Source organism: Terracoccus sp. 273MFTsu3.1 (genome assembly GCF_000383675.1).
Classification (GTDB): domain Bacteria; phylum Actinomycetota; class Actinomycetes; order Actinomycetales; family Dermatophilaceae; genus Terrabacter.
Map to the genome: position 1 here is coordinate 161,359 of NZ_KB911822.1, position 24,554 is coordinate 185,912.

Below are 24,554 nucleotides of genomic sequence, written 5' to 3' on the forward strand. Positions count from 1 at the left end.
GCTTGATGGGGCCGGCAGGCGTCAGGCCCCGCGACGGCGCACCAGATGGCGGGTTGTCGTGGCGGCGGTGATGGCCACCGCGACGGCGAGGGAGCCGGCCGAGACGCGCCGCGCGAGGCGGGCGGCCGGGGCGATGTCCGGGGCGCGGGCAGCGGGGCCGTCGCCGAGGGTGCCGCGGTCCTCGATCTCGCCGCCGTAGCTGTTCGAGCCGCCGAGCCGCACCCCGAGCACGCCGGCGAAGGCAGCCTCGACGACGCCGCCGTTCGGGCTCGGGTGGGCAGGGGCGTCACGCCGGATCGCCGCCCAGCCGGCGGCGGCTCTCTCCCTCGACTCGGCGCTCGCCAGGGCCAGCGCGGCCGCGACCCGCGCCGGGACCCAGTTGACGACGTCATCGAGCCTCGCTGCGGCCCACCCGAACTCGCGGTAGCGGTCGTTGCGGTGGCCGACCATCGCGTCGAGCGTGTTGACGGCGCGGTAGCCGAGCAGGCCGGGGACGCCGAGCAGGCCGCCCCACAGGAGCGGCGCCACGACGGCATCCGACGTGTTCTCGGCGAGGGACTCGATGCAGGCGCGGGCGACCTCGTCGCCGTCGAGCCGCGTCGTGTCCCGCCCGACGAGGTTGCGCACCTGGCCTCGGGCGGCCTCGAGGTCGCCCCGACCCAGCTGGCCGTCGATGGTCGTCGCCTCACGAGTCAGCGACCGACCGCCGAGCACGGCCCACGTCGCCGCGGCGGTCACGAGGGTGTGGGCGACGTCGCTGCGCCGAGTCGACCGCTCGGCCATGACGCCGAGGCCGGTGGCGGCTCCCACGAGCAGCGCGACGTGCACGACGCCGCGAGCCCGCCTGACGGCATACGTCCGCTGCTCGAGCGCCGTTGCGGCCGAGCCGAACCCGGCCACGGGGTGCCAGCGCCGCGGGTCCCCGAACGTCTGGTCGAGGACCCAACCGAGGACCATCCCGAGGGATCGGCTCATCTCAGGACGTCGAGGGCTGCGACGTCACCGATGACGACGACGGCAGGGGCGCCGAGCCCGGCACCACGGGCGCTGGCGTCGATGTCGCACAGGGGGGCTCGGACCGTTCGCATGCTCGGCAGCCCCGCGTCGGCCACGACCGCTGCAGGGGTCTGCGGCGAGAGACCCTCGGCGACGAGGGTCTCGGCGACCGCTCCCAGCGTGGCGACGCCCATGAGCACGACGATCGTCGTGCGGCTCCGCGCGATGGCCCCCCAGTCGAGCGTGCTGCGCGGGTCGCCCGGCGGCACGTGGGCGCTGACGACGGTGAATCCCTGCACGAGGCTGCGGTGGGTGACGGGGATGCCGGCGAGGGCCGGTGCGGCGATGCTCGAGGAGATGCCCGGGATGACGACGACGGGGATGCCGCGCGCCGCGCAGGCCTCGGCCTCCTCACCACCGCGACCGAAGACGAAGTTGTCGCCACCCTTGAAGCGCAGGACGTTCCGACCGGCGAGGGCGTGCTCGACGAGGAGGTCGTTGATCCGATCCTGGGGTGTGAAGTCGCCGCGTGGGATCTTGCCGACGTCGACGACCCGCACGTCGTCCCTGGCGTGCCGCAGCGCGCTGAGCGGCGCGAGCCGGTCGTGGACGACGACGTCGGCCTGGCGGATGGCCTCGATGCCGGCGACCGTCAGCAGGCCGGGGTCGCCGAGGCCGCCACCGAGGAGCGTCACCGTCCCGACCACGGGATCGCCCTCTGCCACAGCGGTTTCCGGGATCGGCGCGGGAGACGTCGACGGGTCACCGCGGAGGACGACGTCGTATGCCGTCGGGTCGGCCTGCGGGGCGAGCGTGACGAGTCCGCGTTCGGCGAGGTCGCGCAGCGAGGTGGGCAGGTCGTCCAGTTTCGCGGCGACGGTCACGCGGGCCCCGTCCCGCAGGAGCGCGTGGACGGTCGCGACCGAGTGCGGTGCGATGCGCGCGACGAGGACCGAGAGGCCGGAGAAGCTCAGCTCAGGCGACATGACGCACTCTCCTCAGGTCGTCGAGCGCCGCGGCGATGCGGCGTGAGGTGTCGGGGTCGCGCACGGCGAGCCGGATCCACGTCGGGCCGAGGCCGGGGAACGTCTCACCCCGGCGCACGGCGAAACCGAGGTGGGCGAGGTCCTCGCGGACGGACCCTGAGCCGAGCGGGCTCGTGTCCACGAGGACGAAGGGCGCTGCCGACGGGGCCGCGGTGCGGAGCCCGACGCCGGCGAGCTCGCGCACGAGCACCGCACGGTCGCCCGCGAAGGAGACGGCCGCTGCCTCGGCCTCGGCGACGGCGCGCTCGGAGAGGCACGCGACCGTGGCGGCGAGGGCCGGGCTCGAGACCGACCACGGCGGCTGCACGCCCCGGAGGACGGCGACGAGCGCGGGATCGCCGACGACGTAGCCGGCGCGCAGACCGGCCAGGCCCCACGTCTTCGTCAGCGACCGGACGACGATGAGGCCCTCGAGGTCGGGGCTGACGACCGACTCCGGCTCTCCCGGCACGGCGTCCATGAAGGCTTCGTCGACGACGACGACGCGGCCGCTCCGGCGCAGCGACCGCACGTCGCCAGCGGGGTGCAGCACACCCGTGGGGTTCGTCGGGTTGCCGACGACGACGAGGTCGGCGTCGGCATGCATCCCCGACGGGGCGAAGGACGACGGGTCGAGGCGGAAGCCGTCCTCGTGCTGCAGCAGGCACCGGTCGACCCGGCGACCGGCAGCGACGAGGGCTGCCTCGGGCTCGGTGAACTGCGGGTGCACGACGACCGGGCGACGGCCCGCGACCGCGCGGGCGACGAGCGTGAACGCCTCGGCCCCGCCGGCGGTCGGCAGCACGCACTCGGGGTCGACGCGGTGCCGCCGCGCGATGGCGGCGACCGCCGGCGCCGGGTCCGGGTATCTCCCGAGGTCGTGCAGCGAGTCCGCGATGACGTCGGCGAGCCACGGCGGCGGCGCAGGCAGCCGCACGTTGACGGCGAGGTCGAGCAGGCCTGCGGCCGCGTCACGGTCGCCGTGGTGGTGCAGGTCGACGTGCCCGCTCACGACGCCCTCCGGCGCGGTGCGGCCATGGCGGCATACGCGTGGACGGCTTCGGCGAAGCGGGCGGCCAGCCGGGGGTGACCCGCCCAGTGCGTGTGGAGGTAGGACGCGTGCAGGGTGGCGCGCCCGGTGCCGGCGGGGTCGAGGGCGAAGCCGTCGGGTGTCCCGTCCAGCAGCCAGGCCGCCGAGCTGGGCCGCTGCTCGCCGCCCACGGTCGTCCGGTGGAACTCGTGCCCCGTCACGCGGGTGCCGGCCACCCCGAGCACCGAGTCGCCCGGAGCGATCGCGGTGCGGTAGCCCAAGGTGAGGCGAGGGCCCATCGCCCCCACCGTCGGGATGGCGCCGACCATCTCGTGGCCGTCGACGGACTCGGAGAGGTAGAGCATGCCCGCGCACTCGGCCACGGTCGGCAGTCCGCGGTTGACGGCATCGAGGATGTCCTGACGCAGGACGGAGTTCGCGGACAGGTCCTCGGCGTGGACCTCGGGGAAGCCGCCGCCGAGGTAGAGCCCGGCCGTGCCCGCGGGCAGCGACCGGGCGTGGAGCGGGTCGAAGACGACCGGCTCGAGGCCCGCGGCCCGGAGCAGCTCGTCGGTCTCCGCGTAGCGGAAGGTGAAGGCACGGCCGCCTGCGACGGCGACGACGGGACGCCGCCCGGTCGAGGCCGGCCGGGCTGCCTCGCCGAGGACGGTGGCGGCCTCCCACGCCGGGACCTCGAGGTCGGGTGCCGACCGGGCGATCGACAGCACCGCGTCGAGGTCGACGTGCTCGGCCACGCGCTCGGCGAGCAGCCGCACCGACCGGGCGGCCTCCTCGCGCTCGGCAGCGGGCACGAGGCCGAGGTGACGCGACGGCGCCTCGATGCCGGCGTCGCGCGGCAGCACGCCGAGGACCGGGACGCCGGTGGCCTCGAGTGCCGACCAGACCTCGCGCGTGTGCCGGCCCGACGCAGCCTTGTTGAGGACGACCCCGGCGACGCGGACCCCGGGCTCGAAGGTCGCGAGGCCGTGGACGATCGCAGCCGCGGTGCGCGTCATGTGGCTGACGTCGAGGGCGAGCACGACCGGCGTGCGGGTCAGCGTCGCGACGTGCGCGGTCGAGGCGTAGCCGTCGCCGCCGATCCGCCCGTCGAAGAGGCCCATGACCCCCTCGACCACGGCGACGTCGGTCGGTCCGCCGGCGGTCGCGCCGTGCACGAGGAGCGGCGCCACCTGGTCCTGGCCGCAGAGGAACGGGTCGAGGTTGCGCCCGGGTCGGCCCGTGGCGAGCGCGTGGTAGCCGGGGTCGATGAAGTCCGGCCCGACCTTGAAGCCCGAGACCCCGAGCCCCCGGGCGCGCAGCGCGGCCATGAGCCCGGTGGCCACGGTGGTCTTGCCGTGTCCCGATCCGGGCGCGGCCACGACGAGTCGAGGGAGGGCGGTGGCGCCGGGCACGTCGGGCGTTGCCGGGAGCCGACCGAGGGCGGTGCCCACCGCGGAGGTGACGGCGGCGTCGACGGCGTTGCTGAAGGCGCTCACCACTCGATCCCTCGCTGTCCTTTCTGGCCCGCGTCGAACGGGTGCTTGACCTTGGTCATCTCGGTCACGAGGTCGGCGAGGTCGAGGACGGCCTGCGGGCAGCGACGTCCGGTGATGACGACGTGCTGGTGGCCCGGTCGGTCGCGGAGACTCGCGACAACGTCGTCGACGTCGATCCACCCCCACGCCATCGGGTAGGTGAACTCGTCGAGCACGTAGACCGCGTGCGTCTCGGCGGCGAGCCGGCGCTTGATCTCGGCCCACCCCTCGCGAGCCGCCTCGGCGTGGTCGTCCTCGGTGCCCTCCTTGCGGGTCCAGGACCAGCCGGCGCCCATCTTGTGCCACTCCATCGGACCGCCCTTGCCGGTCTCGCGATGCAGCTCGGCGAGGGTCTCGACGGCGGTCTGCTCGCCGATGCGCCACTTCGCGCTCTTGACGAACTGGAACACGCCGACCGACCAGCCCTGGTTCCAGCCGCGGAGCGCCAGACCGAAGGCGGCGGTCGACTTCCCCTTGCCGTCGCCGGTGTTGACGATGAGCAGGGGGCGGTTGCGCCGCTGGCGCGTCGTGAGGCCGTCCTCGGGGACGGTCGTCGGCTGGCCGCGCATCAGGCGGCCCGCTCGCGGGAGGCGTGCGCGGCGCCGACGATGGCCGAGGCGGCGAGCTCGCCGACGGGCAGGTGCTCGGCGCCGAGGTGCTCGGCAAGCCGGGCCGCCAGCCCCATCCGGAAGCGCCCCGACTCGCAGTCGAGGACGACGCTCTCGACCCCTTCGCCGCGCAGCCGGGTGGCGACGCGCGCGGCACGGCCCAGCGCGTCGGCGCCGCTCGTGGCCCGGCCGTCCGTGACGACGACGAGGAGCGCGCGCCGGTTCGGGTCGCGCAGGCGCTCGACGCGCAACGTGTCGTATGCCGTCCCGAGCCCTTCCGCGAGCGGTGTCCGTCCGCCGTGGGGGAGGTCGCGAAGCCGCCGGGCGGCGATGTCGACCGAACCGGTCGGCGGCAGGGTGAGCTCGGCGCCGGACCCGCGGAAGGTCACGAGACCGACCTTGTCGCGTCGCTGGTAGGCGTCGAGGAGCAGCGAGAGCACCGCCGACTTCACGGCCTCCATGCGCGTGCGGGCGGCCATCGACCCGGACGCGTCGACGCAGAGCAGCACGAGGTTGGACTCCCGGCCCTGCAGGACCGAGCGGCGCAGGTCGCCGGGCAGCACGCGCAGGCGTCGCGACGGCTCGCCCGTGGCGCCTCGGGCCGCGGCCGCGCGGATCGTCGCCGGCACGTGGACCGGACCAGTGCGGGCGGTCGTCGAGCCGACGCGGCGTCCGGCGCTCGTCAGGGCGGACGACCGGCGCCCCGGGTCGCCCTGTCCGATTCCCTTGGCGCGCAGCAGCTTCGCACGGTACGGCTCGTCGGCCGCACTCACTGCCGAGGCCGCGGGTACCTCGCGCTCACCGCCCTCGTCGCCGTCGCCGCCGTCGCCGCCGTCGCCGTCGGCCTCCGGCTCGAGCTCGGCGCGCTGGGGCTCGGGCTGGCGCGGCGACTCTGGCCCGTCGGCCCGTCCCGTCTCCGGCGACGTGCTCGGTCTGGCCTCGCCGTCGTGGGGCTTCGGCTGCGGCTCCCCGCCGTCACCCGGGCCCGGATCCGGCTCCGGATCCCGCTCCGGATCATTCTCCGGATCCGGTTCGGGATTCGGCTCGTCGTCGCCGAGGAGCTCGTCGAGGAGGTCCTCCTCGATCCCGGGGGAGTCGAAGGGGTTGCGTCGCCGGCGGTGCGGCAGTGCCAGCCGCGCCGCTGCCCGGACGTCGGCGACGGTGACCACGGTGCGGCCCGACCAGGCCGCGTGGGCGACGGCGGTGCGGGCCGTGACGATGTCGGCGCGCAGACCGTCGACCTCGAAGCCGGCGCAGACGACCGCGATCCGGGTCAGCATCTCGTCCGTCAGGGTGACGTCGCCGACCCGCGACCGCGCGTCGGCGATCCGGGCGCGCAGCGCCTCCTGGTCGCCCTCGAACCGGGCCGCGAACGCAACCGGCGACGCGTCGAAGGCCAGCCGTCGGCGTACGACCTCGGCGCGCAGCGCGGGCTCCCGGGGCGCGGCGACCTCGACGGTCAGCCCGAAGCGGTCTAGCAGCTGCGGGCGCAGCTCGCCCTCCTCGGGGTTCATCGTCCCGACGAGGACGAGCCGTGCGGCGTGCGAGACCGAGACCCCGTCGCGCTCGACGGTGTTGCGGCCCATGGCCGCCGCATCGAGCAGCAGGTCGACGAGGTGGTCGTGGAGGAGGTTGACCTCGTCGACGTAGAGGATGCCGCGGTTCGCGGCCGCGAGCAGACCCGGCTGGTATGCCGTCTCGCCGCGTCCCAGCGCCCGCTCGAGGTCGAGCGAGCCGACGACGCGGTCCTCGGTGGCGCCGATCGGCAGCTCGACGAGGCGGGCCGCCCGGGTGTCGATCTCGGCGTGCGGGTCGTGCGGCCCGTCGGGGCATCCGGCGCCGTCGCCCGGGGCGCAGCCGAAGCGGCAGCCGGCGACGACCTGCTGGCGGGGGAGCACGGCGGCGAGGCCGCGCACCATCGTCGACTTGGCCGTGCCCTTCTCGCCGCGCACGAGCACCCCGCCCACCTCGGGCGAGACCGCCGTGAGGACGAGCGCGAGGGCCAGGTCGTCGGAGCCGACCACGGCCGAGAAGGGGAAGGTGTCAGGTGGTGACCCGTGCTGGTCCGGGTCGTTCGGGACGTCGTTCGAGCCGTCGCGCATGTGACTGCGAGCCTCCTGCGGGTGCCGCGCCCGCGTCGGTGGACCGGACGCGCCCGGCGGGCGCGACCAGCGACGGGAGATGCCCTGGCTTCCGCCGACCGCGTGGTCGGAGGTTCACAGTGGCGGGACCGCTCCGGATTCGCACCGGATTCCTCTCCCAGTCGCCAGCGGCAGTCTGCCACGTCTCAGGGGTGCGGCGCCCGGCGGCTCAGGCCGACTGCGCCGAGGCGTCGGTCCCGGTGCCCGTCTGGGCGTCGGTCTCTGCGTCGGTCGGCAGGATCGACACGATGGCCCGCCACACGGCGGTCGACGTGGTCGGCACCAGCGCCGGACCGTGCTCGTCGGCCTCGACCCGCAGCAGTCCGGCGTCGACGTCGACCCATGCGAGGCGACGCACGACGGTGCGGTCCCGGGCCTGGAAGGCGATGTCGACGACCGACAGCTGCCACCGTCCGGCACGCACGGCCGCGCTGGCGCGGGGCCACGGGGCGAGCAGGTCGGCGAGGGCCTCGCTGCCGGCGGTGCGGGCGGCCACGGAGTTGGAGGCGAGGTCGTCGAGCAGCGACTCGTCGACGACGGCGGACGCCGCGTCGAGACGGGGCCGGGCCTGCAGCCCGGTCAGCTGCGCGATCGTCGTCGGCACGAACTCGGTGCTCAGCGCCGCGAAGTCGTAGGTGCCGTCCGCGAGGTCGGTGAGCATGGCGCTGACGAAGGCGACCCAGGCCTGGTGGAGGCGCACTCCGTCGGGCCCGGTGACGAGCACCTGGAGCGAGCCGAGCGAGCTGGTGACGGCGGCCAGGGCGTTGCGCAGGACGGGGTGCGGGGCGCCGTCGGCGACCGCGCCGGCGTCGCTGAGGCGCTCCACGACGTCCTCGCACGCGCCCTCGGGGTCGGTGGCGTACTCCACGAGGGTGATGAAGGCGTCGGCGTCGAGCCGCAGCCGGGTGGTCGAGGCGTCGAACGTCACGCTCATGCGGGCACCAGACCGTCGGTGCGCATGACGAGGCTGGCCGCGACGGCGTCGAGGACGGGTGCCAGCCGCGTGAGTCGGAGGGTGGCGACGCGGGCGGTCAGCGTGATGCCCGTGCCGTCGACGAGGGTCGTCCACGACTCGGTGGTCACGGACTCGTGAGCAGGGGTCGAGTGGGTCGTCAGCCGGCGCAGCCCCACGTGGCCGCCCACGGTGATCTCCTCGTGGTCGAGGAGGAGGTAGCCGTCGAGCTCCTGCGACTCCAGGTGCTGCGTCGTGCGCTGCCACTCGGCGAGCGAGCCCTGCACGTCGGCGAACGTGAGGACGACGTTGGTCCGGAAGCGGTCGGAGTCGTCCGGCTCGACGGCCGCGACGACGTCCCCGTCCGGCGAGAGCTCGATCGCGACCCAGTGCTCGGGCACGGCGAACGACACGGTGCCCCCGCGCACGCTCATCGTCCTCAGTCGGGGCGTCGGGACCTGCCCCGAGCCCGGGTGGACGTCGGTCATCTGGGTGTTCCTCCCCTGCGTCGCCATCTGGGTGCCAGCCGTCCCCCGACGACGTGCGATAGACATCATGGGGCCGGGGTGGGGCGAATCGGGCCGGAACGGTCATAACGAATGCCACCGGATCGTCGCGCTAGGGTCGCCGCTGTGATCGAGGTGGTCGGCGTGGGTGCGTCCGGGCTGGAGTCCCTCGGCCCCGACGGTCGCCGGATCGTCGACGAGGCCGAGGTCGTCGTCGGCGGTGAGCGGCATCTCGCGATGCTCGAGGTCCGTCCGGGCCGGCGCCTCGTGCCATGGCCGTCGCCCTTGCTCCCGGCCCTGCGGCGCGTGCTCGACGACGCCGGCACGGGTCGGGTCGTCGTGCTCGCGAGCGGGGACCCGCTCGTCTCGGGCATCGGGTCGACCCTCGTGCGTGAGCTGGGTGCCGAGGCGGTGCGCATCCACCCTGGTGTCTCGTCGGTTGCCCTCGCCCGAGCCCGGATGCGTTGGGCCGCGGAGGATTCCGACGTCGTGACCCTCGTGGGGCGAGACGTCGACCGGCTGCGTCGCGACCTGGCTCCGCGGGCCCGGCTCGTCGTGCTGACGTCGGGCGACGACGCCCCCGCGCGCATCGCCTCCCTGCTCGTCGAGGAGGGGTATGCCGGCAGCCGGCTCACGGTGCTCGGCGACCTCGGCTCGCCGGCAGAGTCCCGGATCGACGGGGTGGCCGCATCGTGGGACGGCCGTCCCGCCCCTCGTCTGCACCTCGTCTGCGTCGAGTGCGAGCCCCGCCCGGCGCGGAGCGCGAGGTCACTCGTGCCGGGGCTCGGCGAGACGGCATACGACCACGACGGACAGCTGACGAAGCGCGTCGTGCGGGCGGCCGCGCTGGCCCACCTCGCCCCCCAGCCCGGCGACGTCATGTGGGACCTCGGCGCCGGCGCCGGGTCGGTCGGCATCGAGTTCGCGCGGCAGCACCCGCGCAACGAGGTCCACGCCGTCGAGCGCGACACGGAGCGGGCCGAGCGGGTGCGGCGCAACGCCCGTGCGCTCGGGGTGCCCGGGGTGCAGGTCGTCGAGGCGGCGTCGATGGACGCGGTCGCGGAGCTGCCCCTCCCGGACGCCGTCTTCGTCGGCGGTGGAGCCACGGGCCCACTGCTCGAGGCGTGCTGGGCGGCGCTCGTGCCGGGGGGACGGCTCGTCGTCCACGGCGTCACGGTCGAGACCGAGGTGCTTCTCCACGAGGCCCGGGCCCGGTTCGGTGGGTCGATGACCCGGATCGCCGTCGAGGACCTCGACGCGATCGGGTCGCTTCACGGCTGGAAGCCGGCGCGGTCGATCGTGCAGTGGTCGGTGGAGAAACCTGTGACACAGACGGATTCGGAGACTGATGCATGACGGTCCACTTCATCGGTGCGGGCCCGGGTGCCGCCGACCTGCTGACGCTCCGTGCGGTGCGCCTCGTCGGGGAGGCGCAGGTGTGTCTGTATGCCGGCACCTACATCGGGCCGGAGGTGCTCGCGCACTGCCCGGAGGGGGCTGAGCTCGTCGACACCCAGCACCTCGATCTCGACACCATCACCGAGCACTGCGTCCGCGCCCATGCGGCCGGTCACGACGTGGCGCGGCTCTGCTCCGGCGACCCGTCCCTCTACTCCGCCGTCGCCGAGCAGACCCGGCGACTCGACCAGGCGGGCGTGCCGTGGGACGTGACGCCCGGCGTTCCCGCGTACGCCGCCGCGGCAGCCCTCATCGGCCGCGAGCTGACGGTTCCCGAGGTCGCGCAGTCCGTCGTGCTGACCCGGGCGCACCGCGACTCGACGCAGATGCCCGAGACGGAGTCGCTCGCCCAGTTCGCGCGGTCCCGGGCCACGCTCGTGCTGCACCTCGCGATCCGACGCACGCGCGAGCTCATGGCGTCGCTCGTCGGCGACTACGGCGACGACTGCCCCGTGGTCGTCGTCGCCAACGCCGAGCAGCCCGACCAGCTCGTGCTGCGCGGCACGCTGGCCGACATCGCCGACCAGGTCGAGGCCGCCGGTCTGCGCCAGGCCGCGGTCATCCTCGTCGGACGCGCGCTCGCCGCGCGCGACACCGACGACTTCGTCGAGTCGCACCTCTACGGCACGCGGATCACCCGAAACACGCCGGGCGCCTAGGGTCCCCGTGGCGTGTCCGGACGGGCTGTGTCAGGATGCGAGTGCCGCAGTGCACGGGAAGTCGGTGTGATTCCGACGTGGTCCTCGCCACTGTGACCAGGGAGCAAGTCCCCACCATTCGCCACTGGTGACCTCAGGTTGACGCCGGGTCGCTGGGAAGGCTGGGGAGGCGTGACGATCTGGAAGCCAGGAGACCGGCTGCGGCGCGATCTGTCCACGAGGCATGGAACGAAAGGGTCAATCTGCCATGACCACTGCTGCATCGGCGTCTGCCGTCTCCCCGTCCACGAGTGTCCGCGTCCCGGTCTGGGCGTGGGCCCTGCTCGCGTTCGCGGTCTTCGCGCTCTACTTCGTCTCGCAGGAGAACGGGGCCCTGCTCAGCGCGCCCGCTGCGCAGATGCTCCACGAGCTGACGCACGACGCGCGTCACGCTCTCGGCGTCCCCTGCCACTGAGGTGGGCCTGAGCTTCGGCTCCGTGCTGCGGCGCGGAGTCCTTGCCGGCGTGTCCGCAGGTCTCACGGCCGCCGTCGTCATCTGGCTCGTCGTCGAGCCCGTCATCCGGCGAGCCCTCGCCATCGAGGACCTGCGCTCGATGCACGGTGGCCAGTCGGCGCCCGCCGGCCTGCCGGCCCACGGTGGCGATGAGCCGCTCGTGTCGCGGGCCGCCCAGGTCGTCGGTGGCGCCGTCACGGCGGTCCTCGTCGGCGTCGCTGTCGGCATCATCTTCGCCGTCGTCTTCGCCAGGATGCGCGAGCGGCTCCCCGGTCGGGGCGACTTCGGCCGCTCGATGGTGCTCGCCACGATCGGCTTCGGAGCCGTCAGTCTCCTTCCGGCACTGAAGATCCCGTCGAACCCGCCGGCGGTCGGCGACCCGGAGACGGTCGGGCAGCGCACGATGCTGTATGCCCTCGTCCTCCTCCTCGGGGTCGCGATCGCCCTGCTCGTGCCGGTGCTCGACCAGCGCCTCGCGGCGCGTGGGACGGTGCCGTCGACGCGGTGGGCCGTCGACGTCGTCGCGACGGTCGTCCTCGTCGTCCTCGTGCTGGCGCTCGTGCCGGGCTCGCCCGATGCAGTGCCTGCCGACGTGCCTGCGGCCCTGATCTGGGACTTCCGGCTCGCGTCCCTGGCGCAGCTCGCGACGATGTGGCTCACGTTGGGTCTCGTCTTCGGGCTGCTCCTGGAACGGGTCGCGGCACCCAAGCGGGCTCTCGAGCCCGTGGCGGCGTGACGGCATACGCAAACGCCTCTGCTGACAGCGATTCCGCACGCACGTGCATCGTCCGCGTGTGTCGTGACTGCTGCTGCGGCACGGAACGCAAGCACCCCGGGGTCGACCACGACGGGCTCCTGGCCCGGCTCGAGGTCGACACCCGGGGGAGCGCCCGAGTGCTGCGGAGCGCGTGCCTGCTCGCGTGCGACGAGTCGAACGTCGTCGTCGTGACGCCGTCGGTGGCCGGTCGCCGCGCCGGTGGGCGCCCCGTGTGGGTGCGCGCGGTGCTCGACCAGGCGGCGGTCGACGCGATCACCGAGTGGGTCGCGCTCGGCGGTCCCGGTGTGGCGCCGGTGCCTGCGAGCCTCGACGACCGGGTCTTCGCGCCGAGCGGGCTGTCGCTGACGTGGACCGATGTCTGAGGACGGCGGTCAGACGAAGGACTCCAGGTCGTCGCGCATCCGGCTCAGGTCGGGCTGCTCACCGTAGAAGGACTCGAGCGCAGCGAGGGCACGGAGCACGGCGGCGCGGCCCTCGTCGTCGATCTGTCCGGTGAGGCGCAGCAGCGTGAAGCCGGCACCGACGACGATGGTCGCGGCGTCGACCCCGTCCTCGTCGTCGAGCTCGGCGAGCATGCCGTCGACGTCGGACGGCTCGTCGAAGCCCTCGGCGAGCAGGTCGCGGACGGTCGACGTCGGGCTGAGCTCGTCGGCGCGGGCCGCCCACTCGGCCAGGAGGTCCGCGCCCTCGTCGGTGCCGAAGGGCGTGAACTCCCCGGCGGGGTCGTCGTAGATCGGGCTCGTGAAGTGGTCGGTGAAGGCGTCGTCCGCCGGCGGGTCGATGCCCGGTCGGGTCTCGTCGTCGAGGGTGGTCTCGTCATCCATGGGATCCAGCATGCCGCGTCACGGGTCGGCGCGGACGTCCAGCCCCACGTCGACGGTGTCGCCCTCCTCGACGTCCTCGGCCCGGCGCACGGCGACCTTGAGGGGGACGACGTAGCCGCCGTCCTTGGGCCACAGCGACGTCGTCCACCGGGTGCGCCCGATGCGTGCGGTGACCGGGATCATGCCCCAGCCGTAGCTGACGTGGGCGACGTCATGGAGGGCCTGCGACTCGTCCTCGGGCACGGTGACGAAGTAGTACGGCGACGGACCGCGCCACTCCCAGACCTCTGCCGTGAACTCCAGCTCCATGCCCACAGGATGCCCTGAGGTCGCTAGCATCTCGACCGAGATGGACATTCCTCAGCAGGTCGAGGCCTACCTCGCCGGTCAGCCCGAGCCCAAGCAGACCGAGCTCCGAGAGCTGCACGCGCGGATGCTCGCAGAGTTCCCCGCGTGCAGGCTGTGGTTCATCGACGGGTCGGACGAGCAGGGCAAGGTCGTGGCCAACCCCAACATCGGCTACGGCGTGCGCACCATCACGTATGCCGACGGGTCCTCGCGCGAGTTCTACCGCGTCGGGCTCAGTGCGAACACGACGGGCATCTCCGTGTACGTGCTCGGCCTGGAGGACAAGACCTACCTCGCGCGCACCTACGCGGACTCGATCGGCAAGGCCAGCGTGACCGGCTACTGCATCAAGTTCAGGCGCCTCTCGGCCGTCGACGCCGATGCGCTCCAGGCGGCGATCCGCGACGGCATGACCGGCGACCAGGCGGGCTGAGCCGGAGGGGTCACCGGACGAAGCGGGGGGTCCAGACCTGGCCGGCGCCGGTGACGCGGGTGCCGGACGCGCAGACGATGACGAGGCACTTCATGTCGATCGCTGCGGGGTCGAGGTCGGTGAGAGTCGTCACCGTGAGGGACTCCTCGGCACGGCCGACGTCCCGCCCCACGACGACGACGGTGGCGGGGTCGCGCTTCTCGAGGAAGACCTCACGGGCCCGCGCGATCTGCTCGGTGCGGCTGCGCGAGGCGGGGTTGTAGAGGGCGACGACGAGGTCGGCCGCTGCTGCGGCGCGGAGCCGCTTCTCGATGACGGTCCACGGCTTGAGCCGGTCGGACAGCGACATGATGGCGAAGTCGCCGCCCAGCGGTGCGCCCGCGCGGGCTGCCACGGCCTGGGCGGCCGTGACTCCGGGCAGCACGCGCACCGGCACGTCGGTGTAGCCGTGAGCATCGGCCGCCTCGAACACGGCCGACGCCATGCCGAAGACGCCTGCGTCGCCGCCGGACACGACGGCGACCCGCTCGCCCTTGCGGGCGAGCTCGAGTGCGTCCCGGGCGCGGTCCACCTCGACGGTGTTGCCGGACGCGTGGCGCGTCAGCCCCTCGCGCTGGGGCACTCGGTTGACGTAGGGCGCGTAGCCGACGACGTGTCCGACCTGCGCGAGCTCGGCGGACACCTCTGGCGTGATCCAGCGGTCCGGCCCGGGACCGAGACCGATGACGACGACCTCTCCCTGACCGGATCCCTCCGGAACCCCCTGTGGGGCATGCGCATCGGCAGTACGCGAGGACTCTGCACGCCCGGCCGCGTCGGCCCGCAGGTCGCGTCCTGGCACGACGACCATCGACATGTACGGCACGGTCGAGGCGTCGACCTCGGCGACGGGAACCACCCGCTCGGCCTCCGTGCTGGCCCGCTCGACGTAGCGCGCCTCGTCGAGCCGCCCGGCCTGTCGCAGGGCTTCGCGGACGTTCTCGAAGGTGCGGCCGAGCTTCATGACGACGGCAGCCTCGGTGTCGGCGAGCCGGCGCGCGAGCTCCGGCACCGGCAGCGTCCCGGGCAGGATCGTCAGCACGTCCTCGTGCCGGCAGAGGCCGGTGGCGACGGCGGCTGCCGACCCGCTGACCGACGTGACACCCGGGACGACCGCGGTGTCGTAGCGGTCGGCGAGTCGGTCGTGGAGGTACATGTAGGTGCCGTAGAAGAGCGGGTCACCCTCGGCGAGGACGACGACGTTGCGGCCCGAGTCCAGATGTGCGGCAAGGCGATCGGCCGACTCGTCGTAGAAGTCGGCCATGAGGCCGTGGTAGCCGAGCGGGTGGTCCGTCGCGCCGGTGGTGACGGGGTAGACGAGGAGCTCCTCGACGACTCCCTCACGGAAGTACGAGGCGGCGATGCGGCGGGCGATCGAGTCGCCCCGCGGCCCGCTGTGGAAGGCGACGACGTCGGCCTCGCCGATGAGCCGCGTCGCCTTGACCGTGACGAGCTCGGGGTCGCCCGGCCCCACGCCGACGCCGCGGAGCCAGCCGGTCACAGCTCCTCCTCGCGGGCCAGGGCGTTGACGGCAGAGGCCGCGAGGGCCGAGCCGCCGCGCCGGCCGTGGACGACGAGCCATGGGATGTCGAAGGGGTTCTCGGCGAGGGCGACCTTCGACTCCGCGGAGCCGATGAAGCCGACGGGGATGCCGATGATGGCGGCCGGGCGCGGGCCCCCGTCGGCGATGGTCTCCAGGAGGTGGAAGAGCGCCGTGGGCGCGTTGCCGATCGCGACGACGGCACCTGCGACGCGGTCGCCCCAGAGCGAGACGGCGGCGGCGGATCGCGTCGTGCCCCAGGCCTGTGCGAGAGCCGGAACGCGCTCGTCGCGCAGCGTGCAGACGACCTCGTTGGCGCGGGGCAGCCGGGCCCGGGTGATGCCGGAGGCGATCATGTGCGCATCGGTGAGGACGGGAGCACCGGACTGCAGCGCGGTCCGCGCCGCCGTGACGAGCCGCGGGTGCACGGCGATGTGCTCGGTGAGGTCGACGTCGCCGCTCGCGTGCACCATGCGGACCGCCACGACGCGGGCGTCCTCGGGCAGGTGGTCGAGGCGGGCCTCCGCGCGGATCGTGGCGAAGGACCGGCGGTAGATCTCGGCCCCGTCCGTGACGTAGTCGTAGCGTCGCGTCGGCGCGTGCCGTGTCTCGGTGTTCACGTCCATGGGGACTCCTGCTCGGCGATGGTGGACAAGGCTTCCTCCGTGGACCGTGGGGTCAGCACGTCGACGTATGCCGTCGCCGGCGTTCCGCACCGTCGCTCGCACCCGCTGACGTGCACGGGAAGGTGGCCACGCGGCAGGACCGGAGCGAGGTCGCGGGCCAGGGCGCGGGTGTCGAGGGCGGACCGCGCGCAGCCAGGGAGGCCGGCGCAGGCGTGCAGTCGCGTCCAGGGGGAGTCGACGTGCGTCACGAGGCCGGCGGCCTCGAGCTCGGGTAGTGCCGGCGCGGCGTTCTCGACGACGAGCGAGCGCCACGGGGTCACGAGCACGCGATCCGTGACACGGGCGAGCGTGGCCACGTGGTCGGGTCGGAGGAGGCCCAGGGGCACGGCCACGACGGCGTGGTCGCCGACGGCCCCGCGCGGGCGCTCCGGTGGAGGTGGCAGGTCGAGCCCGGCCGTCGGCTCGGTCCCGAGTGGCATCGCGAGCTCACTGACGTGCCAGACGGACTCGTCGCCGCCGGCCCGCTCGACGAACTCCTGCGCGAGGGCCACCAGCCGAGGCACGGCGGCCGCCAGCGGCACCTCCCAGCCCCGGTCCGTGCCGCCGACCAGCACGACGCAACGCCCGGGTCCGGTCGCGAACACGCCCAGGTCGAAGGACTCGCCCACGACGTCACCACGCCCGTCGTCGAGGACGAAGAGGAAGCGGCCACCGAGGTGGGCGAGGACGGGGTCGGCGCAGAGCGCGGTGTCGAGCGCGCGGGTGACGGGACGCAGGTCACAGTGCCCGGCGCCGTCGAGGCCGGACAGCGGTGACGCGACGACGTTGCGGACCAGCTCGTGGCTCGCCGACGGGACGAGCCCCGTGGCCCGGATCGCCTCACGGATCCGCGGGGTCAGCGGGTCCGGCAGTCCGCGCAGCTGAAGGGCTCCGCGGGAGGTCAGCTGGATCGCTGGATCCGGTTGGACCGCAACGACATCCATGAGGCGGGACAAGGCGTCGACGGGCACGGTCCGGCCAGCCGGGCGGAGCCGCACGATCGAGCCGTCGGCCGCCACGAAGGGTCGGCTGACACCGGGGCAGGCGTCGCCTGCCCGGCGCTCTCGGCTCGACGGGGCGGTCACGCGGCACATGGTAGGCCCGACCACCGTGAGTGCAAGACGGCCGTCTCGGGCGTCGGCCGCGCGTCAGTGACTCGGCGTCCAGACGTACTGAGGGGTCTGGCACACCTCGACGAAGCCCAGTCGCTCGTAGGTCGGGCGACCCATCTCCGAGGCCATGAGGACCGCCTCACTGCACCCGCGGCCTCGTGCAAGGTTCATCAGGGTGGCCGTGACGGCATGTCCCAGCCCTCGTCGCCGAGCGGACTCGATGGTGGCGATGTTGTAGATCCCCACCGTTCGCCCGGTGACGAAGGCCGACCCCGCGCTCACGGCCGCGCCGTCGACCCGGGCGACAACGTGGAAGAGGACCTCCGGTCCGAAGTCGGCCAGTGCCAGCCGCAGCGGCTCCACGACGAAGGCCGGGAAGCCGAAGCCCGAGGCCATGACCTCCACGAGCTCCCCGGTGACCGGGCTGGGTGAGATGTCGACACCAGTCCCGAGACGCGGGTCCACGTCTCGGGTGAGCTCGACGTGCATTCCCGGCTCGGGGCTGGGTTCGATCCCCCGGGACCGCAGCACGGCGTCGATCTCGGGCGTCATCGTCGACGGCGTGGCCCACCACAGGAAGGGCAGGCCCCGGGCGATGTAGCCGTCGACCAGCGCGGCCGCCCGCTCCGTCTCCGAGCCCGGCCTGAACCGGGCTCCGCAGATCGCGTTGAAGAGGGGGAAGGCGAGGTCGCGCGTGAACGCCACGACGTCGTCGTCCGGGAGGGCGGTGACGTGCTCGGTGCTCGCCAGCAGCCGGAACTGCGCGATGAGGTTCTCCTCCACCGCCGCCACCCGAGGATCGCCGTGACCGCCCACGTTCGCACCGTAGCCGGACGCCGAGCGGGCCGCCGGGAAATGTGCGCGCACCACGGGCTAGGGTGGGCGCAGCGTCGTCGATCCAGGAACCCGGTGAGAATCCGGGACGGTCCCGCCACTGTGAGTCGCCACCCGTTGAGGGAGGCGGTGAGTCAGGAACTGCCGGCAGCGCTTCTCTTTCCTTTCGACCGCGGGGCGCGGACACCCCGCCGAGGAGTTCCAGTGACGCGCATCGCGCTGCTCTCGACGTCTGACACCGACCTGCTGTGCGCCCGCGGGAGCGGTGCCGACTACGTGCTCGCCAACCCGTCCCGGCCCGGTCACACGTCGATGGCCGAGGCGATCGAGGCTGCCGACATCGTCGTGGCTCGCATCCTCGGCGGTCCCCAGGACCTCTGCGACGGCTTCCGCCGGATCCGGGCCACGGAGAAGCCGATGGTCGTGCTCGGCGGCGAGCAGACCCCGCACGCCGCCCTCATGGAGCTCTCGACGGTCGCCCCCGGCGTCGTCGCCGAGGCGCACCGCTATCTCGCGGAGGGCGGGGCGGCCAACCTCCGCGAGCTGCACGCCTTCCTCGGCGACACGCTCCTCATGACGGGTGAGGGCTTCGATCCGCCCGTCACCCTGCCGACGTGGGGTGTCCTCGACCGCCCCGAGCCACAGCCCGCGGCCGACGGCCACCCACGTCCTCGCGTCGCGATCCTCTTCTACCGGGCCCAGTTCGCCGCCGAGAACACCACGTACGTCCACGCCCTCGCCGACGCGATCGACGCGGCCGGCGGCATCGGCGTGCCCGTGCACGTGTCGTCGCTGCGCGACGCGCCCGCCGACCTGCTCGAGCACCTCGCGGCATACGACGTCCTCGTGACGACCGTGCTCGCAGCGGGCGGCACCAAGCCCGGCACCGCGAGCGCCGGCGAGGACGACGAGGCGTGGGACGTGCAGGCGCTGGCCGCCCTCGACGTCCCGATCATCCAGGGCCTCTGCCTGACGTGGAGCCGCGACCAGTGGGGGGCGAGCGACGACGGGATGAGCCCGCTCGACGTGGCCACGCAGGTCGCCGTGCCCGAGTTCGACGGCCGCATCATCGGAGGCGTCTTCTCCTTCAAGGAGACCGACGCCGACGGCCTGCCGCACTACGTGCCGGACCCCGAGCGCTGCGCACGCCTGGCCACGCTCGCCGTCAACCACGCCCGCCTGCGCCACACGCCGCCGGCCGAGCGCCGGATCGCAGTCGTCCTGTCGGCCTACCCGTCCAAGCACTCGCGCATCGGCAACGCCGTCGGTCTCGACACGCCCGTCTCGATCATCCGGCTGCTGCGGGCGATGCGCGACGCCGGCTACGACCTAGGCGAGCCGGGCGAGATCCCCGGCACCGGGCCCCTCGAGCCGGTCGACGGCGAGTCAGCCGACACGACCGCGGGCAACGCCCTCATCCACGCGCTCATCGAGGCCGGCGGCCAGGACGAGGACTGGCTGACGCAGGAGCAGCTGAGCGGCCAGCCGGTGCGCATCCCGGCCGCCCGCTACCGCGAGCACTTCGACGCACTCCCGGCCGAGCTGCGTGATGCCGTCACGGAGCACTGGGGAGTCGCGCCCGGCGAGGTCTTCGTCGACCGCCACGCGGACCCCGAGGGCGAGCTCGTCGCGGCGAGCATCCGGGCCGGGAACGTCGTCGTCCTCGTCCAGCCGCCGCGCGGCTTCGGCGAGAACCCCATCGCGATCTACCACGACCCCGACCTGCCGCCGACGCACCACTACCTCGCCGTCTACGACTGGCTCGCAAGGGAGTTCGGCGCCCACGCCGTCGTCCACATGGGCAAGCACGGCAACCTCGAGTGGCTGCCCGGCAAGAACCTCGCCCTGTCCGCGGCGTGCGGGCCTGACGCGACGATCGGCTCGATCCCGCTCGTCTACCCCTTCCTCGTCAACGACCCCGGAGAGGGCAGCCAGGCCAAGCGTCGCGCCCACGCGACGATCGTCGACCACCTCGTTCCTCCCATGGCGCGCGCCGAGTCCTACGGCGACATCGCCCGCCTCGAGCAGCTCCTCGACGAGTACGGCAACGTCTCCGTCATGGACCCGGCCAAGGCGCCGGCCCTGCGCGCCGAGATCTGGACCCTCATCCAGTCCGCCCAGCTGCACCACGACCTCGGGCTCGAGGACCGTCCTGACGACGACGCCTTCGACGAGTTCGTCATGCACGTCGACGGCTGGCTCTGCGAGGTCAAGGACGTCCAGATCCGGGACGGACTCCACGTTCTTGGCGAGGCCCCCACGGGGGAGGGCCTCGCCAAGCTCGTGCTCGCGATCCTGCGGGCCAACCAGGTCTTCGCCGGTGCTGTCGCCGCGGTGCCTGGGCTGCGGACGGCGCTCGGCCTGAGTGAGGGGCACGCCGAGCGCTCGTCCGTCGACGACGCCGAGGAGCAGGCGAGCGCCCTCGTCGCCGCTCTCGCCGGGGCCGACTGGGACGAGGACGCCGTGCCCGGCATCGTGCGCGCGCGGCTGGGCGCGGACCCGCGTGTCGACACCGTCGGCGTATGCCGTTCGCTGGCCTTCGCGTGCCGCGAGGTCGTCCCGCGGCTGCGGGCGACGACGGGCGAGATCGACGCGGTCCTCCATGCGCTCGACGGCGGCTACGTCCCGGCCGGGCCCTCGGGGTCGCCCCTGCGCGGCCTCGTCAACGTGCTGCCGACCGGCCGCAACTTCTACTCCGTCGACCCCAAGGCGATCCCGAGCCGGCTCGCCTGGGAGACCGGACAGCGCCTGGCCGACGACCTGCTGGCCCGGCACCGGGCCGACACCGGCGAGTGGCCGCGCTCGGTCGGGCTCTCGGTGTGGGGCACGTCGGCGATGCGCACGTCGGGCGACGACATCGCCGAGGTGCTGGCGCTCCTCGGCGTCCGCCCGCGCTGGGACGAGATGTCGCGCCGGGTCGTCGGGCTCGACGCCATCCCCCTCGCCGAGCTCGGCCGCCCCCGCATCGACGTCACGGTCCGCATCTCCGGCTTCTTCCGCGACGCCTTCCCGCACGTCATCGCCATGCTCGACGACGCCGTGCAGCTCGTGGCCGGGCTCGACGAGTCCCACGACGACAACTACCTCAGGGCCCACGTCGCCGGCGACCTCGCCGAGCACGGCGACGCCCGCCGCGCCACGACCCGGATCTTCGGCAGCAAGCCGGGCTCCTACGGCGCCGGCATCCTCCCGCTCATCGAGTCGGGCAACTGGCGCTCGGACGCCGACCTCGCGGAGGTCTACGCGACGTGGGGCGGCTTCGCGTACGGGCGCGAGCTGGACGGCATACCTGCTCGGGCCGACATGGAGCGCACGTACGCGCGGATGGACGTCGCCGCCAAGAACATCGACACGCGCGAGCACGACATCGCCGACAGCGACGACTACTTCCAGTACCACGGCGGCATGGTCGCCACGGTCCGCGCGCTCACCGGTCGCGAGCCCAAGGCGTACGTCGGCGACTCCACGACGCCGGACGCGGTGCGCACGCGCAGCCTCACCGAGGAGACGGCGCGTGTCTTCCGAGCGCGTGTCGTCAACCCGCGCTGGATCGCGGCGATGCGGCGGCACGGCTACAAGGGCGCGTTCGAGCTCGCGGCGACGGTCGACTACCTCTACGGCTTCGACGCGACAGCCGGCGTCGTGACGGACTGGATGTACGAGCAGCTCGCCCAGACCTACGTGCTCGACAAGGAGAACCGCGACTTCCTCCAGCACGCCAACCCGTGGGCGCTGCACGGCATGGTCGAGCGGCTCCACGAGGCGGTCGACCGCGGGCTCTGGGAGGAGCCGGACGCCCAGCTGATGGCGGACCTCCAGCAGGTCTACCTCGACGTCGAGGGAGACCTCGAGGACTGAGGTGACCTCTCCCGCCATTGCCCGGACGCGGGAACGACCCCGGTCCTACCGTGGGGCATGGTCGGTCGGTGGGGTGGTCGGACACGGGGTGGCCTCGGGGTCGCCGCCGTCGTCGTGATGCTTGCGGGTCTGGCCGGCTGTGGCGACGACGACCCGGACACGGTGGGCGACAAGAGCTGCGAGCTGGCGATGAAGACGCTCGCGGCCGGCCTCGAGGACTTCGCGCGCACCAAGGCTGTCGGGAAGTTCCTCGACGACATCTCCCAGCCCGCCTCGGTCCCGTGCCGCAACGCCATCGCCAACCTGGCGCAGGGCCAGCCGGTGACCTTCGACCTGCTGCGTGAGGACGGGACGGTCTCGACACTCGTCGTGCCGCCGAAGGTGCTCGAGCCGGTCATCGGGCTCCCGGGTGGAACAGGTGCCGCCAGTCGAACGGCACGCTGCGCCAAGACCTTCGGAGGCAGTTACCTCTACAACCCGTGCCTCAACGGCGTCATCGACCCCTTCTGACCACGCGATCCCGGGGGGCTAGCTGAGAATGCCATGACGGGCGTTCCAGCGCCTCGCGCCCCGGGCGGCGTCGACCATGCCCCACACCCAGAAGCCGAAGACGCCGACGATCCCGACGAGGACGATGACGAAGATCCAGCTCACGAAGTAGCCGATGAGGATCCCGATGCCCTTGGCCACGTCGCCGTTGACCATGCTGCCGAGTCCCGGGACGAAGAAGGACGCGAGCACGGAGAGGGCTGGGCTCTTCGGAGCGACCTGCGCGTAGTAGACCGGTGCGCCGGCCATGCCGTACGGGCCGGGGGACGGTGTCGGCGGCGGCCACCCTGTTGGTCCCCACGGCGCGCCGGCCGGCTGGTGCGGCAGCCCGTGGACATCGGTCGCCGCGACCGGCGGCGGCATCGGGGGCCTGGTGTGCGGCGTCCACGCCCGCCCGTCCCAGTAGCGCTCGCCCTCACCGGCCGGGTACCAGCCAGGTGGAGCCGACGGTCCCTCGTTCATGCTCGACCTCCTCGTCAGCGTGGTCAGCGTGGTCAGCGTGGTCAGCGTCGTCAGAGTCCTGAGACTCCGAGCGTATGTCGGGACGCGGGCACGTCTCGACGTTTTGTCAGGGAGCGAAGGGTGTCAGGCAGAAGGGATGGCCGGCGGGGTCGAGTAGCACGCGCCAGCGGGTGTCGGGCTGGGGGTCCGCGAGGCGGGCGCCCAGTCCGAGGGCGCGCTCGGCCTGGGCGTCGAGGGCGTCGGCGTCGACCGTGACGTCGAGGTGCACGATCGAGTGGTGCGGCCACGTCGGCTCGCGATGGTCCTCGACCTCCTGGGCCACGAGGACCAGCCCGCCGACGTCGACAGCCGACGCGTGACCGTGAGACCAGAGCACCGTGCCGTCGAAGAGCTCCGCGTAGAAGGCCGCGAGCGCCGCGTGGTCGGCGCAGTCGAGCGAGACGGCACTGACGCGAAGGGGGCGCGGGTCGGCAGTCATGGTTTCTCCTCGTCGGCGGGCTCGGCCTCGGGCAGGACGGGCTGGTCGGTGGGGTAGAGGCCGACGGCGAGGCCGTAGACGGTGTCGCCCGAGCGGGGCAGGGCGGTGAACTCGCGCACGAGTCCCTCGACGCGGCGCCAGAACTCCGACGCGCTCTCCCTCGGGATCCTGACGTGCCGGAGCGTGGAGTAGAGCGTGTCGTCCTCGTGGGCCGGGACCGACTCGGCCGCGGCGACCGAGAGCCCGTTGACGCAGACGGGGACCGTCGGGTCACCGGGGTGGCGGGCGACGCCGATGGTGATGGTGCGGCCGGTGCGGCCGTAGAAGCGCTCGTCGATGGCGCGCACCCGGCGGGTCCGGACGACCCGCAGCATGCCGGCGTCGACGAGCACGCCGACGTGGTGGGCGACGGTGCTCCTGGGCCGGCCGACGGCAGCGGCCAGCTCGGCGACGGTGGCCGCCCGCTCGAGCACGAGGTCGAGCAGCGTCGACCGCAGCGGGTCGGCGATGGCGCGCAGCTGGGCAGGTGTCGTCAGCTCCACCGCGTCGGGGAGCTCGTAGTCGGGCAGCTGCGGGCTATTGATCGACATTGTTGGATCAGTCTAGATTGTTGGATCAACAGCAGGGAAACCATCGAGCACAGGAGCAAGCATGGCCGACGTCCTCCTCCTCCACCACGCCCAGGGCCAGACCCCGGGCTTCCTCGCCTTCGCCGACGCCCTCCGTGCAGCCGGGCACACGGTCCACACCCCCGACCTCTACGGCGGCGAGAGCTTCGCCACCCTCGACGAGGGCATGGCCAAGGCGCGATCGATCGGCTTCGGCACCCTGCAGGAGCAGGGCGTCGCCGCGGCCGAGGGGCTGCCCGAGGACCTCGTCTGTGCCGGCTTCTCGCTCGGCGTCATGGCGGCGCAGCGGCTCACCCAGACCCGGTCGGGCGCGCGGGGCGCCATCCTGCTCGACTCGGCCATCCCGCTCGGCGAGTTCGCGCCCGACTGGCCGGCCGGTGTCCCCGTGCAGATCCACGGCGGAGAGGCCGACGAGTACTTCATGGACGAAGGTGACGTCGATGCCGCCCGCGCCATCGTGGCGGCCGCCGAGGACGGTGAGCTCTTCACCTATGCCGGGTGCGGGCACCTCTTCGCCGACGCCAGCACCACGGCCTACGACCCCGAGGCCGCAGCCCTCGTGCAGCAGCGCGTCCTCGACTTCCTCGCCCGCCTCTGAGGGC

The 24,554-nt window shown here is 73.4% G+C and carries 26 protein-coding genes and 3 riboswitches; of the genes, 9 read left to right on the forward strand and 17 right to left on the reverse strand.

Annotated features, from left to right (window positions below):
• Positions 1-21: 21 nt before the first annotated feature.
• The 8 genes from H283_RS0111020 to H283_RS0111055 all read right to left on the reverse strand — a co-directional run bounded on the left by H283_RS0111020 (position 22) and on the right by H283_RS0111055 (position 8,775).
• Complete coding sequence (locus tag H283_RS0111020) at positions 22-975, reverse strand: cobalamin biosynthesis protein (RefSeq protein WP_028785511.1); 954 nt, start codon at positions 973-975, stop codon at positions 22-24.
• Positions 972-1,982 (reverse strand): uroporphyrinogen-III C-methyltransferase, encoded by a 1,011-nt coding sequence (gene cobA, locus H283_RS0111025; RefSeq protein ID WP_020143581.1) that lies wholly within the window; start codon positions 1,980-1,982, stop codon positions 972-974. The genes H283_RS0111020 and cobA overlap by 4 nt, the downstream gene beginning before the upstream one ends.
• Positions 1,972-3,033, reverse strand: coding sequence for an Rv2231c family pyridoxal phosphate-dependent protein CobC (gene cobC / locus H283_RS28420; protein ID WP_028785512.1), 1,062 nt, complete (start codon positions 3,031-3,033; stop codon positions 1,972-1,974). Before cobC ends, cobA begins: the two co-directional genes overlap by 11 nt.
• On the reverse strand, positions 3,030-4,547 hold the full coding sequence (locus tag H283_RS28425; RefSeq protein ID WP_231372265.1) for a cobyrinate a,c-diamide synthase: 1,518 nt from the start codon (positions 4,545-4,547) through the stop codon (positions 3,030-3,032). Before H283_RS28425 ends, cobC begins: the two co-directional genes overlap by 4 nt.
• Entirely contained in the window at positions 4,544-5,155 is a 612-nt protein-coding gene (gene cobO / locus H283_RS0111040; protein ID WP_020143582.1) for a cob(I)yrinic acid a,c-diamide adenosyltransferase, read from the reverse strand. Before cobO ends, H283_RS28425 begins: the two co-directional genes overlap by 4 nt.
• Positions 5,155-7,296, reverse strand: coding sequence for a magnesium chelatase subunit D family protein (locus H283_RS0111045; RefSeq protein ID WP_020143583.1), 2,142 nt, complete (start codon positions 7,294-7,296; stop codon positions 5,155-5,157). The genes cobO and H283_RS0111045 overlap by 1 nt, the downstream gene beginning before the upstream one ends.
• A gap of 80 nt (positions 7,297-7,376) precedes the next feature.
• Positions 7,377-7,448, reverse strand: a riboswitch (cobalamin riboswitch).
• A 56-nt stretch (positions 7,449-7,504) separates the two neighbouring features.
• Entirely contained in the window at positions 7,505-8,269 is a 765-nt protein-coding gene (locus H283_RS0111050) for a hypothetical protein (protein WP_020143584.1), read from the reverse strand.
• Positions 8,266-8,775, reverse strand: coding sequence for a hypothetical protein (locus H283_RS0111055; protein ID WP_020143585.1), 510 nt, complete (start codon positions 8,773-8,775; stop codon positions 8,266-8,268). The genes H283_RS0111050 and H283_RS0111055 overlap by 4 nt, the downstream gene beginning before the upstream one ends.
• Positions 8,776-8,919: 144 nt before the next feature.
• Here H283_RS0111055 and H283_RS0111060 point away from each other — a divergent pair, with 144 nt between their 5' ends.
• The 5 genes from H283_RS0111060 (at position 8,920) to H283_RS0111080 (ending at position 12,543) form a co-directional block, all read left to right on the forward strand.
• Complete coding sequence (locus tag H283_RS0111060; RefSeq protein ID WP_020143586.1) at positions 8,920-10,149, forward strand: bifunctional cobalt-precorrin-7 (C(5))-methyltransferase/cobalt-precorrin-6B (C(15))-methyltransferase; 1,230 nt, start codon at positions 8,920-8,922, stop codon at positions 10,147-10,149.
• Positions 10,146-10,910 (forward strand): precorrin-4 C(11)-methyltransferase, encoded by a 765-nt coding sequence (gene cobM / locus H283_RS0111065; protein WP_020143587.1) that lies wholly within the window; start codon positions 10,146-10,148, stop codon positions 10,908-10,910. The genes H283_RS0111060 and cobM overlap by 4 nt, the downstream gene beginning before the upstream one ends.
• A gap of 30 nt (positions 10,911-10,940) precedes the next feature.
• Positions 10,941-11,128: riboswitch (cobalamin riboswitch) on the forward strand.
• Positions 11,129-11,157: 29 nt separating this feature from the next.
• Positions 11,158-11,364 carry a CbtB-domain containing protein gene (locus H283_RS0111070; protein WP_020143588.1) on the forward strand — a complete coding sequence of 69 codons (207 nt, stop codon included), beginning with the start codon at positions 11,158-11,160 and terminating at the stop codon, positions 11,362-11,364.
• Position 11,365: 1 nt separating this feature from the next.
• The gene (locus tag H283_RS0111075) at positions 11,366-12,139 is read left to right on the forward strand and encodes a CbtA family protein (RefSeq protein WP_020143589.1); all 774 of its coding nucleotides are present in this window, start codon (positions 11,366-11,368) and stop codon (positions 12,137-12,139) included.
• 56 nt (positions 12,140-12,195) lie between these two features.
• Positions 12,196-12,543 carry a hypothetical protein gene (locus H283_RS0111080; RefSeq protein ID WP_020143590.1) on the forward strand — a complete coding sequence of 116 codons (348 nt, stop codon included), beginning with the start codon at positions 12,196-12,198 and terminating at the stop codon, positions 12,541-12,543.
• A 9-nt stretch (positions 12,544-12,552) separates the two neighbouring features.
• Here H283_RS0111080 and H283_RS0111085 read toward each other — a convergent pair whose 3' ends face one another.
• Positions 12,553-13,005: a hypothetical protein gene (locus H283_RS0111085; protein WP_020143591.1), complete on the reverse strand. Its 453-nt coding sequence runs from the start codon at positions 13,003-13,005 to the stop codon at positions 12,553-12,555.
• An 18-nt stretch (positions 13,006-13,023) separates the two neighbouring features.
• On the reverse strand, positions 13,024-13,314 hold the full coding sequence (locus H283_RS0111090) for a DUF1905 domain-containing protein (RefSeq protein ID WP_020143592.1): 291 nt from the start codon (positions 13,312-13,314) through the stop codon (positions 13,024-13,026).
• 40 nt (positions 13,315-13,354) lie between these two features.
• On the opposite strand from H283_RS0111090, the gene H283_RS0111095 reads away from it, so the two are divergent.
• Entirely contained in the window at positions 13,355-13,786 is a 432-nt protein-coding gene (locus H283_RS0111095) for a DUF1801 domain-containing protein (protein ID WP_020143593.1), read from the forward strand.
• Between the two features lie 10 nt (positions 13,787-13,796).
• On the opposite strand, the gene H283_RS0111100 is transcribed toward H283_RS0111095, so the two are convergent.
• The 4 genes from H283_RS0111100 to H283_RS0111115 are packed head-to-tail and all read right to left on the reverse strand — an operon-like array spanning position 13,797 to position 17,958.
• Positions 13,797-15,326, reverse strand: coding sequence for a precorrin-2 C(20)-methyltransferase (locus H283_RS0111100; RefSeq protein ID WP_020143594.1), 1,530 nt, complete (start codon positions 15,324-15,326; stop codon positions 13,797-13,799).
• Entirely contained in the window at positions 15,323-15,991 is a 669-nt protein-coding gene (locus H283_RS0111105; RefSeq protein WP_020143595.1) for a precorrin-8X methylmutase, read from the reverse strand. Before H283_RS0111105 ends, H283_RS0111100 begins: the two co-directional genes overlap by 4 nt.
• Positions 15,982-17,124: a precorrin-3B synthase gene (locus H283_RS0111110; RefSeq protein ID WP_043649131.1), complete on the reverse strand. Its 1,143-nt coding sequence runs from the start codon at positions 17,122-17,124 to the stop codon at positions 15,982-15,984. Before H283_RS0111110 ends, H283_RS0111105 begins: the two co-directional genes overlap by 10 nt.
• 54 nt (positions 17,125-17,178) lie before the next feature.
• Entirely contained in the window at positions 17,179-17,958 is a 780-nt protein-coding gene (locus H283_RS0111115; RefSeq protein ID WP_156023129.1) for a GNAT family N-acetyltransferase, read from the reverse strand.
• A 47-nt stretch (positions 17,959-18,005) separates the two neighbouring features.
• A riboswitch (cobalamin riboswitch) is annotated at positions 18,006-18,140 on the forward strand.
• A 40-nt stretch (positions 18,141-18,180) separates the two neighbouring features.
• Here H283_RS0111115 and cobN point away from each other — a divergent pair.
• Positions 18,181-21,834 carry a cobaltochelatase subunit CobN gene (gene cobN, locus H283_RS0111120; protein ID WP_020143598.1) on the forward strand — a complete coding sequence of 1,218 codons (3,654 nt, stop codon included), beginning with the start codon at positions 18,181-18,183 and terminating at the stop codon, positions 21,832-21,834.
• A 57-nt stretch (positions 21,835-21,891) separates the two neighbouring features.
• A complete protein-coding gene (locus H283_RS0111125) occupies positions 21,892-22,344 on the forward strand; it encodes a hypothetical protein (protein WP_020143599.1) in 453 nt (150 codons plus the stop codon).
• Between the two features lie 18 nt (positions 22,345-22,362).
• Here H283_RS0111125 and H283_RS27200 read toward each other — a convergent pair whose 3' ends face one another.
• From H283_RS27200 to H283_RS0111140, 3 genes are all read right to left on the reverse strand, one after another.
• Positions 22,363-22,845: a DUF2510 domain-containing protein gene (locus H283_RS27200; protein ID WP_081633842.1), complete on the reverse strand. Its 483-nt coding sequence runs from the start codon at positions 22,843-22,845 to the stop codon at positions 22,363-22,365.
• 106 nt (positions 22,846-22,951) lie between these two features.
• Positions 22,952-23,323 (reverse strand): VOC family protein, encoded by a 372-nt coding sequence (locus tag H283_RS0111135; RefSeq protein WP_020143601.1) that lies wholly within the window; start codon positions 23,321-23,323, stop codon positions 22,952-22,954.
• Positions 23,320-23,913 carry a helix-turn-helix domain-containing protein gene (locus H283_RS0111140; RefSeq protein ID WP_020143602.1) on the reverse strand — a complete coding sequence of 198 codons (594 nt, stop codon included), beginning with the start codon at positions 23,911-23,913 and terminating at the stop codon, positions 23,320-23,322. Before H283_RS0111140 ends, H283_RS0111135 begins: the two co-directional genes overlap by 4 nt.
• Before the next feature lie 61 nt (positions 23,914-23,974).
• Between H283_RS0111140 and H283_RS0111145 the strand changes: the two genes are divergently transcribed.
• Complete coding sequence (locus H283_RS0111145; protein ID WP_020143603.1) at positions 23,975-24,550, forward strand: dienelactone hydrolase family protein; 576 nt, start codon at positions 23,975-23,977, stop codon at positions 24,548-24,550.
• Positions 24,551-24,554: the final 4 nt, after the last annotated feature.

Bases quoted from the DNA above. Each gene is read 5' to 3' on its own strand.
- H283_RS0111020 (WP_028785511.1), bottom strand. From the start codon at position 975: ATGAGCCGATCCCTCGGGATGGTCCTCGGTTGGGTCCTCGACCAGACG.
- cobA (WP_020143581.1), bottom strand. From the start codon at position 1,982: ATGTCGCCTGAGCTGAGCTTCTCCGGCCTCTCGGTCCTCGTCGCGCGC.
- cobO (WP_020143582.1), bottom strand. From the start codon at position 5,155: ATGCGCGGCCAGCCGACGACCGTCCCCGAGGACGGCCTCACGACGCGC.
- H283_RS0111045 (WP_020143583.1), bottom strand. From the start codon at position 7,296: ATGCGCGACGGCTCGAACGACGTCCCGAACGACCCGGACCAGCACGGG.
- H283_RS0111050 (WP_020143584.1), bottom strand. From the start codon at position 8,269: ATGAGCGTGACGTTCGACGCCTCGACCACCCGGCTGCGGCTCGACGCC.
- H283_RS0111055 (WP_020143585.1), bottom strand. From the start codon at position 8,775: ATGACCGACGTCCACCCGGGCTCGGGGCAGGTCCCGACGCCCCGACTG.
- cobM (WP_020143587.1), top strand. From the start codon at position 10,146: ATGACGGTCCACTTCATCGGTGCGGGCCCGGGTGCCGCCGACCTGCTG.
- H283_RS0111070 (WP_020143588.1), top strand. From the start codon at position 11,158: ATGACCACTGCTGCATCGGCGTCTGCCGTCTCCCCGTCCACGAGTGTC.
- H283_RS0111085 (WP_020143591.1), bottom strand. From the start codon at position 13,005: ATGGATGACGAGACCACCCTCGACGACGAGACCCGACCGGGCATCGAC.
- H283_RS0111090 (WP_020143592.1), bottom strand. From the start codon at position 13,314: ATGGAGCTGGAGTTCACGGCAGAGGTCTGGGAGTGGCGCGGTCCGTCG.
- H283_RS0111095 (WP_020143593.1), top strand. From the start codon at position 13,355: ATGGACATTCCTCAGCAGGTCGAGGCCTACCTCGCCGGTCAGCCCGAG.
- H283_RS0111105 (WP_020143595.1), bottom strand. From the start codon at position 15,991: ATGGACGTGAACACCGAGACACGGCACGCGCCGACGCGACGCTACGAC.
- H283_RS0111110 (WP_043649131.1), bottom strand. From the start codon at position 17,124: ATGTGCCGCGTGACCGCCCCGTCGAGCCGAGAGCGCCGGGCAGGCGAC.
- H283_RS0111125 (WP_020143599.1), top strand. From the start codon at position 21,892: ATGGTCGGTCGGTGGGGTGGTCGGACACGGGGTGGCCTCGGGGTCGCC.
- H283_RS27200 (WP_081633842.1), bottom strand. From the start codon at position 22,845: ATGAACGAGGGACCGTCGGCTCCACCTGGCTGGTACCCGGCCGGTGAG.
- H283_RS0111135 (WP_020143601.1), bottom strand. From the start codon at position 23,323: ATGACTGCCGACCCGCGCCCCCTTCGCGTCAGTGCCGTCTCGCTCGAC.
- H283_RS0111140 (WP_020143602.1), bottom strand. From the start codon at position 23,913: ATGTCGATCAATAGCCCGCAGCTGCCCGACTACGAGCTCCCCGACGCG.
- H283_RS0111145 (WP_020143603.1), top strand. From the start codon at position 23,975: ATGGCCGACGTCCTCCTCCTCCACCACGCCCAGGGCCAGACCCCGGGC.